Genomic DNA, 13,072 nt, shown 5'->3' on the forward strand with positions numbered 1-13,072 from the left:
CCAGCTTCACACAACTCGTTCTCCTCGGTGGCCGGCGGGGCGGGCAGGGGCGCCGAGTGCTGCATCTGGACCGTCATACGGGGAGCGTTGCGGTCCGGATGCAGCACTCGGCGCAGGAAGTCGGCGCGAGAGGTCGGAGGTGGCCGGTGGCCGACGGCAGCGTGGCCGCAGGTCCGGTCGCCCGCGGCCGACGGCCTGCCGCTCAGGCCGGGCCGCGCTCCCAGCCCGCGCCGCCGGTGAGGTCCAGGGGATGCGGCAGGGGGTTCCCGTAGCGATGATCCGTCGCGCTGATCGCCTGCTCCCGGAGGAAGGCGAGCAGCTCGACGCGTCCGCTCGCGACCGGGCCCCCGGTGAACAGGGCGATGTCGATCCGGGCCGCGGCCGCCGCCCGCAGCTCCTCGCCGATCCGTCCCAGCACCCGTACGCGGGGCACGGCGAGTTCCCCGTAGCGACCGGCGAAGGCCGCGGCGTCCTCAACGGTCACCTCCGCGAAGCCCTCGTCGGCCGCGGCCTGCACGAGCTCGGAGGCGGTGACGGAAACCTCGACCTCGGCGCCCGCCGTCTGGGCGGCGTGGAGCACGCGGCGCAGCTGCGCGGCGGTGGTGCCCTGCTCGGCGCGCACCAGCACCGGCAGCGGCAGGTATCGCAGGACGTTGATCTCTCCGTGCAGGTCCTGCTCGTCCCGGGGGGCGAAGACGCCGGCACGGTGCTCGCGGTCCGAGCGGCGGGCCGCCTCGAGCCAGGCCGGATCGGAGGGGTCGGGCAGCGCGTCCGCCTCGGTGTGGTCCATCAGGTGCACGAGGTAGTTGGGGCCGCCGGCCTTCGCGGTCTGCCCGATCGCGGACCGCTTCCAGCCTCCGAAGGGCTGGCGCTGCACGATCGCGCCGGTGATGCCGCGGTTCACGTAGAGGTTCCCAGCCTCGACGTGCTCAGTCCACCAGGCGATCTCGGCCGGGTCCAGGGAGTGCAGGCCCGCGGTGAGCCCGAAGTCGGTGCCGTTCTGCATCCGCACCGCGTCCGCGAGCGTCGGGGCCTCCATGATGCCGAGCACCGGCCCGAAGTACTCGGTGCGGTGGAAGGCGGATCCCTCCCGGACCCCGGTGCGCACGCCGGGGGAGAACAGACGTCCCTCGTCGTCGAGGGGCTTCGGCTCGGCGAGCCAGCTCTCGCCGGGGCCGAGCTCGGTGAGCCCGGCGCGGAGCTTCTCCCCGGGGGTCTCGATGACGGGGCCCATCTGGGCGGTGGGCTCGATCGGGTGGTCGACGTCGAGACTCAGGACCGCGTCGGCGAGCTGGGCGTAGAAACGCCGCGAGCGGGCCACGGATCCGACCACGATCGCGAGCGAGGCGGCCGAGCACTTCTGCCCGGCGTGGCCGAAGGCGCTCGCGGCCAGGTCCCGGGCGGCGAGATCCAGATCCGCCTGCGGGGTCACCACGATCGCGTTCTTCCCGCTGGTCTCGGCGAGGATCCGCAGCTCGGGCCGCCACGAGGCGAACAGCGCCGCGGTCTCCGAGGCCCCCGTGAGGATCAGCTGGTCGATACGGGGATCGGAGATCAGCGCCCGACCGGTCTCGTCCTCAGGGACGTCCAGGACCGTCAGCACCCCCTCGGGGAAGCCGGCCTCCTGGAGCAGCCGTCCCAGCAACGCGCCGCAGCGCAGCGCCTGCGGGGCGGGCTTCATGAGCACGGCGCTGCCGGTCACGAGGGCAGCGAGCACGCCGCCGGTCGGGATCGCGATCGGGAAGTTCCACGGCGGGGTGACCAGGGTGAGCGGGCGGGGGGTCGAGACCAGCTCGGGGTGTGCGGCGAGCCGCTCCGCCTGCTCGGCGTAGTAGAGGGCGAAGTCGATCGCCTCGGACACCTCGGGGTCTCCCTGCTCGAGGGTCTTGCCGGTCTCGTCGGCCATCACCTCGAGCAGCTCGGCGCGGTGCGCGGCCAGGACTCCCGCGGTGCGGCGCAGCAGCATGGCGCGCTTCTCGACGGGGAGCGCCGCCCAGCGCGGTTGGGCCGCGAGGGCGCGGGTGATCGCGGCGTCGACCTCGTCGGCGGACTCGACGCGGGCCGCCTTCGCCTCGGTCTCGCCAAGGGTCGAGCAGCGGATGCGCCGCGTGATCCCCTCGGCCCACGCCTGGTTCGCGGGGGTCGACAGGTCCGTGTCGGGGGTGTTGCGGAAGGCGCCGGGCACGGATGGGATCGTCTCGGTGTTCAGGTCGACGCGCCCGCCGCTGACCTCGTGGCTGCGGTCCTGGACGCGATGCGTGGGGACGGAGGTCTCGCCGAGGGCGCGCTCGAGGGCGCGCGCGAAGCGCCCCTCCTCCCGGGCGAAGAGCTCGTCGCTGTCCTCGAGCCGGAAGGCGGCGGACAGGAAGTTCTCGGAGGAGGCGTTCTCCTCGAGCCGGCGCACCAGGTAGGACACCGCCACGTCGAAGTGCCGGGGCTGCACGACGGGGACGTACAGGCGCATGGTGCCGACGGTCTCCCGCACCACCGCCTGCTGGGCGGGTGCCATGCCGGCGAGCATCTCGAACTCGACGCCGCTGTCCGGCCCGGCGGGGATGCCCCGTTCGCGCATCAGCAGGTGGGCGAAGGCGAGGTCGAAGAGATTGTGGCCGGCGACGCCGAGATGCACCGCGGCGAGCCCCTGCGGGTCCAGGGCCTCCAGGAGCATCCGCTTGTACTGGGCATCGGTCTCCTCCTTGCTGCCGAGCGGAGCCGCGGGCCAGCCGTGCACGGAGGCGTCGACCCGTTCCATGGCCAGGTTCGCGCCCTTGACCAGGCGCACCTTGATCGGGGCGCCGCCCGCGGCGACCCGCTTTTCGGCGAAGGCGCGCAGGCGGGCCATCGCCCGCGGGGCGTCGGGGAGATACGCCTGCAACACGATCCCGGCATGCAGGTGCTCGAGCTCGGGCCGGTCCAGCAGCTTCTCGAAGACCCTCAAGGTCAGCTCGAGATCCCGGTACTCCTCCATGTCCATGTTGAGGAAGGTGGGCTGCTCGGCGCGCGCGCAGACCAGGTATAGGGGGAGCAGGGTCTCGACGATGTGGTCGACGGTGCGGTCCGCGGCCCACAGGGGCAGGTGGTCGACGACGGAGGAGACCTTGATCGACACGTAGTCGACGTCGGGACGCCGCACCAGCTCGTGGACGCCCTCGAGCCGTCGCGCCGCCTCCTGCGCCCCGAGCACGGCCTCGCCGAGCAGGTTGATGTTCAAGGTGGTGCCGTCGGCGGTGAGACGGGTGATGGCGGCGGACAGCGGGCGGGGCCGGGCGTCGACGATCAGGTGCGAGACCATGCGCCGCATCGCGGCCTGCGCGGTGGGCACCACGGCCGACGGGGCGAGGCGGGAGGCGGTGCCGCCGAGGGAGACCGCGCGGCGCAGGGCGCCGGGGAGGAAGGCCGGCGGGTCCTGGGCGAGGCGGCGCAGCTCGACGGCCGCCGCCCGCGGATCCTCGGGGCGGATCACCCGGTCCACGAAGGCGAGCGTGAAGTCGAGTCCCTTCGGATCCTGCAGCAGGTCGGAGAGCAGGCGGGCGGGGGCCGGGGTGGGCCGGGTGGCCGCGGCGGCCAACCAGGTGCGCACCTGCGCGGACACGTCCTCGACGGTGAGGGCGGTGGGGGCGGGAGCGGGGGATGCGGTCTCGGACTGCGTGGACAACTCGGTGACTCCTCGGACGCCGGGATCGCCGGCGGGTGATGCGGTGCGGGCGTCGTCGCCCACGGCGATCGTAGTTCCTCCGCGCGGTTCCGCGGCGCCGATCCCTGGCCGTTCCCGGACCGTGATCGCTAGTCTCGGGATGTCAGCGCGTGCGGACCGCGGTCCGGCGCAGTAGTCCCGAGTGCAGGGGAGAGCACCATGAAGAAGTTCATCTTTCTGGCCGGCGTGGCGATCGGCTTCGTGATCGGATCCTCGATGGGACGGGGCCCGTACGAGTCCCTCGAGCGCACGGCCCGTCAGGTCGCCGACGACCCCGAGGTCAAGCGTCGCGCCGCGCAGGCGAAGGACGCCGCCGGGAAGGCCGCGCACGAGGCGGCGGACACCGTGAAGGCGAAGGCCCCCGAGGTCGCGGCCACCGTGCAGGAGGCCGTGGGATCCGCGGCGGCCGGGGCGAAGCAGCGCCTGGCGGGTGGGGACACCGAGGGTGCCGACGGTGCCCAGGGCGTCGACAAGTCCGAGGATCTCACCGCCGCGGCCGACGGGGTGGCCGCGAGCGAGTCCGCCGCGGGTGGCGACGCCGAGGTCTCCGAGGGCGGTCCGCTCAGCTCCTGAGCACAGGGGCCGACGGGCCCGCCGCCTGATGGGAGGGCCCTGATCGTCTGCGTCCCAGCCACAGCACCCGACGGCCGGGGTGCCGTGCTCAGCCGAGCACGCGCACCCCGGCCGTCGTCTGCTCGTCGAGGAAGCACGGTCCGCACAGCGACATGTAGGTGACGGCACCGGAGTCCTCGCCGTCGATCGCGACCTGCTCGCCCTCGAAGACGAACCGCTCCCCGACCCGGCGGCAGTTGAACTCGGCCTGCGAGCCGCAGCGGCACATGGTGGGCAGCTTCTCGACGTTGTCGGCGAGCTCGAAGAGGCGCTGGGCTCCGGGGAAGGTCGCCGTGCGGAAGTCGGTGCGCAGTCCGTAGCAGATCACCGAGATCCCGTCCCGCTTCGCGATCAGGAAGAGCTGGTCGATCTGGTCGGGCTCGAGGAACTGCGCCTCGTCGACGAGGACGCAGTGCAGCGGCAGCAGCTCCCGCTCCCGTGCGGAGCGGAGCACGTGCTCCCGGAGGTCCTCGCCGGCATGGGCGAGGACGTCGACGCGGCGCCGGGCACCGCCGCGGGCCACCACCCAGTCCTCGCCCTTGGTGTCCAGGGCGGGCTTGACGGTGAGGGTCGCGAGGCCACGCTCGTCGTAGTTGTAGGCGGTCTTGATCAGCGTGTCGGACTTGCCGGAGTTCATCGCTCCGTACTTGAAGTGCAGCTTGGCCATCGGGCCTGGTCCCTCCCAGGGATCGGGGTCGTGGTCAGAACTGGTCCATGACGGCAGGCCGCGGACCGGAGAGAAGGGTGTCGAGCAGTGCGCGGGCCGGGGCGTCGGCCCGGGCGCCGAGGCCCAGCCGTTCGGCGTCGGCGATCGAGCGCCCGCCGATCAGCAGCAGCGCGGCGGCATGCACGTCGAGATGCACAGAGCCGGACACTCCGCCGACGTCGGACCCGTCGGCCGCACCTTCCAGGTCCACCACGACCCGCCCGTCGGCGATCCGCACGACGAACTCGCCCGCGGCCCGGGCGGTGCCGGCGGGGACCGTGTCATCGGTGACGACGAGGCGCAGCGTGCCCTCGAGCCCCGCGGGCGCCGGACGGGCCGAGAGTGCGGCGGCGGTGTCGATGACCCGCACCATCACCCAGGGCTGCAGCTGCGGATCCATACGCGTGCGCCCTCCGGGGAGGGCGTCGAGCAGGGGATCCTCGGCCCGCACGCGGATCCGCACCTGCTCGGTCACCGTGGACCAGGTGCCGAGCGAGCGGAGCAGGGCGAGGCGGTCCTCGCGGGTGCGGCCGAGCACCTCATGGACCTCGAGGCCGATGCCCTCCTCGCCGCCCGTGCGGGTGAAGGAGAGGTAGCCGCGGTCGGTGCCGTCCTCGCCGACCAGCAGCACCGCCTCCCAGGTGCCGCCCGGATGCCCGGTCGGGAACAGCGGCCCCTCCCGGGTCAGCATGCCGTTGTCCCCGGCCGTCAGCTCGCGGTAGAGGGCGTGGACCCGCTCGAAGGACTGCGCGGTCACGGCCTCCAGGTGGGTCCCGGGCACGGGGCGCAGGCGCTGCAGGTCGAGCAGCGGCACCTGCACCTTCTGCACCTGGGAGACGATCTGATAGCCGAGGGCGCGGTAGATCGCGACGTTCGCCGGGTAGAGCATCGAGAACGCCATGCCCTCGGTGGCGCAGCGGGCGATCACGGCGGTCATCAGCTCGCCGAAGAGCCCGCCGGCCCGGTGCGCCGGATGGACCGCGACGCCGCCGATCCCGCCGCAGTCGGCCGTGCCGCCGCCGAGCGTGATCCGGTCCCGACGGATCTGCGCCCCCGCGGCGATGACCCCGTCGGCCCCGCCCGGCAGATCGGCGGAGGAGATGCCCAGCGGGATCAGCCCGGGGGAGAAGGGGCGGGCCTCCTGCTCGGTGACCGGGCCGCCGCCGAAGGCGAGACGGGTGAGCCGCTGATAGGGGAGGAGGTCGTCGGCGGTGAGCTCGCGTGCACGCATGCCGAGGAGTCTAGGGGCGGTGCTGTTGCATACTGACCTCGGCCCGATCCCGACCGAGGAGCCGCCGTGAACCCACGCCGAGACCGTCCTACGACGGGGACGCCGCGCTTGGCCTCGCGCAAGCCGTACACGCGCCCCAACCGTGCGCAGCGGGCGAGCCGCGAGGAGCTGTTCAAGCGCCTCTCCGCCGGGGATCCGCGCTCCGAGCAGAACCCGCAGCGGCGCATCCCTGTGGGTCTGTCGACCTCGTCGGTCTTCCCGGCCGGCGTCGAGGAGTGCTTCCGTCTCGCCGCGGAGATCGGCTACGACGGGATCGAGGTGATGGTCTCCTACGCCAAGGACAGCCAGGACCCGGACCGGCTGCGCGAGTACGTCGAGCGGTACGAGCAGCCGATCCTCTCGCTGCACGCCCCGACCCTCTTCCTGCTCCAGGGCCTGTGGGGCCGAGATCCGTGGGTGAAGATCGAGCGCACGGTCGAGCTGGCGAAGGAGCTGGAGGTGCCGACGGTGGTCGCGCACCCGCCGTTCCGCTGGCAGGGCTCCTATGCGAAGGAGTTCGTGGCCGGGGTGGCCGAGCTCGAGGCACGCCACGGCATCGCGATCGCGGTCGAGAACATGTACCCGTGGCGGCTCGGCGTGCGGGAGCTGATGACCTACCTCCCGGACCACGACCCCACCGACGAGGACTACGAGCACGTCACCGTGGACCTCTCCCATGCCGCGACCGCGGGCGACGACGCGCTCGCGATGATCGACCGTCTCGGGGATCGGCTCACGCACCTGCATCTCGCCGACGGCTCCGGACGCACGACCAAGGACGAGCATCTCCCGCCCGGCGAGGGCAACCAGCCGTGCGCAGAGGTGCTGCGCCGCCTCGCGAACCGGGGCTGGCAGGGGTCCGTGCTGCTCGAGGTCTCCACGAGCGGCAACGCCGAGAAGCGCGAGCAGGTGCTGCGCCAGTGCCTGCTGTTCGCCCGCCACCACCTCGGCCACCACCTTGACGACGGCGACGAGGGCGTGGACCCGCAGGGCGGGGCACCGCAGGGCGGGGCACCGCAGGGCGAGGGAAACGACCGGGCCCCGGGGGACGACCCCGCCTGAGCGACGTGGGATCCGCCACCCCGTCGGACACCCTCCAGGGGCGGGTGTGACAATGGCCGATGCATGCGCCGGGCGGCCATGCGACGAGACACGGCACGGAACGAACGAGGTACAGCGCGCAGATGGCCAGTGGGAACGGGAACACGGGATTCGTCCATCAGAACGCGAGCCTGCTCTCGGTGGAGATGTCGCTGCCGCAGGTCACCGTCACCTCCGATGAGATCGACGAGATGCTCGCGCCCGCCCGCAAACGGCTCCGTCTGCCCAAGGGCGTGCTGCAGCGTGTGGCCGGCGTCTACGAGCGCCGCTGGTGGCGCGATCGGGAGAACGGCTGGCGGCAGGGCGTGGTCCTCGCCGCCGAGCGCGCCATCGCCAAGGCCGGGATCGTCCGCGATCAGGTGGACCTGATCATCAACGCCTCGGTGTCCCGTCAGCACCTCGAGCCCGCGGTCGCCACGACCGTGCACCACTCGCTGGGCCTGCCCACGAGCGCGATGAACTTCGACATCACCAACGCCTGCCTGGGCTTCGTCAACGCCATGACCATGGCGGCCGGCATGATCGACTCCGGCCAGATCCGCTATGCACTGATCGTCGGTGCGGAGGACGTCGAGCGGGCCCAGCGCGGCACCATCGACCGCCTGAACTCGAAGACCGCGGTGCGCGAGGACTTCAACAACCAGTTCGCGGCGCTCACCCTCGGCTCCGGGGCCGCGGCCGCCGTGCTCGGCCCGGCCGACGCCCACCCCGAGGGGCACCGCCTGATCCGCACCGAGGCGCGGGCCGGCACCCAGCACCACGAGCTGTGTATCGGCGACATGCACGACATGCGCACCGACTCCGCGGGACTGCTGGAGAACGGGATCAGCCTGATCCTCGACACCTGGAAGGCCGCCAACGAGGCCGGTCACGACTTCCGCTCGATCGAGCACATCATCCCGCACCAGGTCTCGATGGTGTACACCCGCAACTTCTCCAAGATCACCGGGGTGGGTATGGACCGCATCCCGGTGACCTTCCCCGACTGGGGGAACATCGCCGCCGAGGCGGTGCCGATGACCCTCGCCCACCACCAGGGCAACATCGCGCGCGGGGAGCGCGTGCTGCTGCTCGGCGTGGGCTCCGGACTGAACACCGCGATGATGGAGGTCCAGTGGTGACCGAGCGACAGACCGGCCGCCGCCGCGCGCAGGCCCCCGAGATCCCCGCCCTCCCCGGCGTCGACGCCCGGCTCAGCCGGACCCTCGAGGTGCGCGACCACACTGGCACGCCCCGCCGCTGGCACCTGCTGGACTCCGTCCCGTGGCTCGCCGAGCGCGGCATCGCCCCGCGCGGCACGCTGCTCGCCGTCCACGGCAACCCCACCTACTCCTTCCTGTTCCGCTCCCTGATCCGCGAGGACATCCCCTGGCGGGTCATCGCCGTGGACCAACTGGACATGGGTTGGTCCGAGCGCACCGGCGTCACGCGCCGCTACCAGGACCGCATCACCGACCTGTCCCTGCTCACCGACGCGCTCTCCCTGCGCGGCCCGGTGGTGACCGTCGGGCACGACTGGGGCGGTCTGATCTCCTCGGGCTGGGCGCTCGACAACCGGCACGACCTGGCCGGGATGATCCTCACCAACACCGGGGTGCATCAGGAGATCGAGGAGGCGCTGCCGAAGGCGCTGCAGCTCGCCTCGGCCCCCGGCTTCCGCACCGCCTCCACTTCCCTCACCGACGCCTTCCTGCGCACGACCCTCGCGCTGTCGTCGCCGCCGCTGCCGAAGGAGGTCCAGGACGCTTATCTCGCCCCGTACCGTGGCCGCTCCCGCCGGCTGGGCATCGACCAGTTCGTCGCCGACATCCCCGCCGCCGCGGACCATCCCTCGCGCGCGACCCTCGAGCGGGTCGCCCAGGGCCTCACCGAGCTCCACGTCCCGACCCTGATGGCGTGGGGGCCGCGGGACATCACCTTCTCCGACCGCTTCCTGCGGGACCTGCTGACCCGGGTGCCCCATGCCGACGTGCACCGATTCGAGGGCGCCTCCCATCTGGTGTGGGAGGATGCCGACGTCGCGGGCCTGGTCGCGGACTGGCTGCGCGCCCGTTTCGGAGACGCCGAGGAGCCGCTGGATCCCGCGGCGAGCACCGCCTGGACGCCGGTGTCGGCCGCCGCCGAGCCCGCCCCGGGGCGGCACGTCGGCGAGCCCATCGCCCGCCTCGCTGCCGATCCGCGGCACGCCCACAGTCCCGCCGTCGTCGAGATGGACGGCGGGGACGGCGAGCCGCGCGAGATCTCCTGGTCGCTGCTGAACCGCAGGGTCGACGACATCGCCGCGGGCCTCCTCGGCCACGGCGTGCGCCCCGGGGACCGGGTGAGCGTACTGATCACCCCCGGCGCCGACCTCACCGCCGTGCTCTACGCCTGCCTGCGCATCGGCGCCGTCGCGGTCATCGCCGACGCAGGCCTGGGCGTCGCCGGACTGTCGCGCGCCGTCATCGGCTCGCACCCGGACTGGATCATCGCGATCCCGAAGGCCCTGGCCGCCGCGCGGGCGCTCGGCTGGCCGGGACGTCGGATCAGCGTCGAGCAGCTGCCGACGCTGGATCGCACCGCCTTCGGCGTCGAGACCTCGATCGCGCAGCTCGCCCGCTCCGGCTCGCTGATGCGCGATCTGGGCGCGCCTCTCGAGGCGAGCTGGCCCGATCCCGAGGACGACGCCGCGATCCTGTTCACCTCCGGCTCGACCGGGCCCGCGAAGGGCGCCGTCTACACCCACCGGCAGATGAGCGCGATGTTCACGGCGGTCGGCGACACCCTCCAGCTGGACCCCGAGCGGGGACTGGTCGCGGGCTTCGCGCCCTTCGCCCTGCTCGGCCCGGCGCTCGGCGCCCCCACCGTCGTGCCGGACATGGACATCACCCGGCCCGGGGAGCTCACCGCCTCCGCGCTGGCCGATGCGATCGCGGCGCTCGGCGAGCCCGCCGTGTTCACCGCCCCCGCCGCGCTGCGCAACATCCTGGACACCGCGAAGGATCTCGACGAGCACGGCCGGGCCGCCCTCGCCTCCGCCGCGAGCTTCTTCTCCGCCGGCGCCCCGATCCCCGCGCACCTCCTGCGCGGGCTGCGGGACCTGATGCCGCACGCCCGCGCGCTCACCCCCTACGGCATGACCGAGTGCCTCGCCGTCGCCGCGATCGACCTCGAGGGCATCGAGGCCGCCGGGGAGGGCTCCGGCGTGTGCGTCGGTACCCCCGTCCCGCGGGTGCAGGTCGCGATCGCCGCCATGGACGCCGAGGGCCGCACCACCGGCGAGATCACCACCGCGCCGGGCGTCACCGGCGAGGTGCTGATCCGCGCCCCCCACGTGCGCGACCGCTACCTCATGCTGTGGGGCACCACCCACGCGTCGATGCGCTTCGCGGGCTGGCACGCCTCCGGCGACGTCGGCCACCTCGACGAGGCCGGACGGCTCTGGATCGAGGGCCGCGCCGCGCACGTGCTCGCGACGGCCGCCGGCCTGCTCACCCCCGTGCAGGTGGAAGAGGCCGCCGAGTCGGTGCCGACGGTGCGCCGCGCCGGCGCCGCCGTCGTCGGCCCCCGCGGCACCCAGCAGATCGTCGTGATCCTCGAGACCGAGGACGGCTACCGGCCCGGCAAGGCGGGGAAGCCCCGCGCCGCCGAGACCTCCCTGCAGGAGGCCGTGCGCCGCGCGGTGCGCGACCGCACCGGGGCCGAGGTCGTCGCCGTGTTCACCACGCGAGCCCTACCCACCGACATCCGCCACAACTCGAAGATCGACCGCGCCGCGCTGTCCCGCTGGGCGGGGCAGACCCTCCGCGGCGAGCGGGCGGACTCCCTGTGAGCGGGATGAAGGTGCTGGTCACCGGCGCCTCTGGGATTCTGGGCGGTGCCGTCGCGAGCCTGCTGCGGGACCGCGGGGCGGAAGTCTCCGCGTTCCAGCGCCGCCCGGCCGGAATCCCCGGCGTCACCGACGTGCGCGGCGACCTGACCGATGCGGAGGACGTCCGGCGCGCCGTCGACGGGGTCGACGCCGTCGTGCACCTCGCCGCGAAGGTCTCGATCTCCGGACCGGAGGAGGAGTACCGGGCGATCAACATCGGCGGCACCTCCCACGTGGTCGAGGCGCTGCGCGCTCGGGGCGGCGGCGCGCTCGTGAACGTCTCGTCCCCGTCGGTCGCGCACCTGGGCCGCGCCATCGAGGGGCTGGACGCGACCCCGGCCGATCCCGAGCGGGCCCGCGGCCCGTACTCCCGCACGAAGGCCTCTGCGGAGCTGCTCGCGATGGCCGCCGACGGGTCCGACGGACTGCTCGTGACCAGCGTCCGCCCGCACATCGTGTGGGGTCCGGGGGACACCCAGCTGGTGGGGCGGATCGTGGACCGCGCCGCGAGCGGGCGACTGCCTCTGCTCGACGAGGGCATGGCCCTGATCGACACCACCTATGTCGACAACGCCGCCTCCGCGATCGTCGCGGCGCTGGACCGCATCGAGGACGTGCACGGCGAGAGCTTCGTGGTCACGAACGGGGAGCCCCGCACCGTCCGCGACGTCTTCCACGGCTGGTGCGACGCCGCCGGCGTGCCCCGGCCCCGTCTGCGGGTGCCCGGAGCCGCCGCACGCCTCGCCGGTCGGGTCATCGAGCGGCTTTGGGAGGTGCGGCCCGGGACCGACGAGCCGCCGATGACCGAGTTCCTCGCCGAGCAGATGTCCACCGCGCACTGGTTCGACCAGCGGCGCACCCAGGAGCGTCTGCACTGGAGGCCCGAGGTGTCCCTCGACGAGGGCAACGAGCGCCTCGCCGCCTGGTTCCGGGAGCACCCCGTGCGCGGCTGATCCGCCCCGTCCCGCGGCCCCGGCGCCCGGCCTCTCGTTCCCGTCCTCTCCGTCCCGTCCTCTCTTTCCCGTCCCTCCGTCCCGGAAGCGCAGCCCATGAGCGACACCGCCCGCCCCGCAGCCTCGTCCGACGCGTCCCGAGGAGCGGCGACCGATCCCGAGCACGGCTCGGACGTTGAGCACGATTCGGACGCCGAGCTGCTCGCCGAGGTCGAGGCCGAGATCGCCGCCGCACGCGCCGCCCGACGACGCGCTCCTGCTCGCACCACGGGCCTGGTGCTGCTGATCGGCGGCCTCGTGGGCTGGCTCGCGGCCTTGACGCTGATGATCGACAAGGAGTACCTGCTCGAGAACCCGGGCGCCTCCCTCTCCTGCGACATCAACCCGTTCATCTCCTGCGGCAACGTGATGATGACCTGGCAGGCGAGCGCTCTGGGCCTGCCGAACCAGGCGATCGGCCTGGCGGGCTTCGCGATCATGGGGGCGATCGGCGCGCTGATGATCTCCGGCACGACGCTGCCGCGCTGGTTCCGCTGGGCACGGCTCGGCGGCATGACCTTCGCCTTCGGGTACATCCACTTCCTGGCGATCTCGGCGATCTTCGTGATCCGCGCCCTGTGCCCGTGGTGCATGGTGGTGTGGACGGTCACGGCGCCGATGTTCTTCGCGGCGCTCGCCCACACGATCGAGGCGGGGGACCTGCGCCTCCCGACGCCCCTCGCCCGCGTGCTGCGGCACTGGGTGGTGCTGACCCTCGCCTGGTACCTGCTGGTGATCCTGGTGATCGCCGCCGGCTTCTGGCGGCAGTGGCTCGCGACCTTCGGGCTGATCTGACGAACTGATCTGAGAGCCTGATCCGATGGGCTGATCTGACAGGCTGATCCGA

The 13,072-nt window shown here is 73.1% G+C and carries 9 protein-coding genes; 6 read left to right on the forward strand and 3 right to left on the reverse strand.

What is annotated here, in order from left to right:
* Positions 1–202: 202 nt before the first annotated feature.
* The gene (locus V1260_RS09240) at positions 203–3,655 is read right to left on the reverse strand and encodes a bifunctional proline dehydrogenase/L-glutamate gamma-semialdehyde dehydrogenase (protein WP_329746526.1); all 3,453 of its coding nucleotides are present in this window, start codon (positions 3,653–3,655) and stop codon (positions 203–205) included.
* A 198-nt stretch (positions 3,656–3,853) separates the two neighbouring features.
* Here V1260_RS09240 and V1260_RS09245 point away from each other — a divergent pair, with 198 nt between their 5' ends.
* Entirely contained in the window at positions 3,854–4,267 is a 414-nt protein-coding gene (locus tag V1260_RS09245; protein ID WP_329746527.1) for a hypothetical protein, read from the forward strand.
* Positions 4,268–4,355: 88 nt separating this feature from the next.
* On the opposite strand, the gene V1260_RS09250 is transcribed toward V1260_RS09245, so the two are convergent.
* Positions 4,356–4,973, reverse strand: a complete 618-nt coding sequence (locus tag V1260_RS09250) for a thymidine kinase (protein WP_329746528.1) — start codon at positions 4,971–4,973, stop codon at positions 4,356–4,358.
* Between the two features lie 34 nt (positions 4,974–5,007).
* The gene (locus tag V1260_RS09255) at positions 5,008–6,243 is read right to left on the reverse strand and encodes a GNAT family N-acetyltransferase (protein WP_329746529.1); all 1,236 of its coding nucleotides are present in this window, start codon (positions 6,241–6,243) and stop codon (positions 5,008–5,010) included.
* Positions 6,244–6,309: 66 nt separating this feature from the next.
* On the opposite strand from V1260_RS09255, the gene V1260_RS09260 reads away from it, so the two are divergent.
* The 5 genes from V1260_RS09260 (at position 6,310) to V1260_RS09280 (ending at position 13,020) form a co-directional block, all read left to right on the forward strand.
* On the forward strand, positions 6,310–7,344 hold the full coding sequence (locus V1260_RS09260; protein ID WP_329746530.1) for a sugar phosphate isomerase/epimerase family protein: 1,035 nt from the start codon (positions 6,310–6,312) through the stop codon (positions 7,342–7,344).
* Between the two features lie 122 nt (positions 7,345–7,466).
* Complete coding sequence (locus V1260_RS09265; protein WP_329746531.1) at positions 7,467–8,504, forward strand: 3-oxoacyl-ACP synthase III; 1,038 nt, start codon at positions 7,467–7,469, stop codon at positions 8,502–8,504.
* Positions 8,501–11,194: an alpha/beta fold hydrolase gene (locus V1260_RS09270; protein ID WP_442878146.1), complete on the forward strand. Its 2,694-nt coding sequence runs from the start codon at positions 8,501–8,503 to the stop codon at positions 11,192–11,194. The genes V1260_RS09265 and V1260_RS09270 overlap by 4 nt, the downstream gene beginning before the upstream one ends.
* Before the next feature lie 5 nt (positions 11,195–11,199).
* Positions 11,200–12,186 (forward strand): NAD-dependent epimerase/dehydratase family protein, encoded by a 987-nt coding sequence (locus tag V1260_RS09275; protein ID WP_329746606.1) that lies wholly within the window; start codon positions 11,200–11,202, stop codon positions 12,184–12,186.
* Between the two features lie 96 nt (positions 12,187–12,282).
* Positions 12,283–13,020 carry a vitamin K epoxide reductase family protein gene (locus V1260_RS09280; protein ID WP_329746533.1) on the forward strand — a complete coding sequence of 246 codons (738 nt, stop codon included), beginning with the start codon at positions 12,283–12,285 and terminating at the stop codon, positions 13,018–13,020.
* Positions 13,021–13,072: the final 52 nt, after the last annotated feature.

It is taken from the genome of Brachybacterium sp. J144 (assembly GCF_036321705.1).
In the GTDB taxonomy this organism is placed as follows: domain Bacteria; phylum Actinomycetota; class Actinomycetes; order Actinomycetales; family Dermabacteraceae; genus Brachybacterium.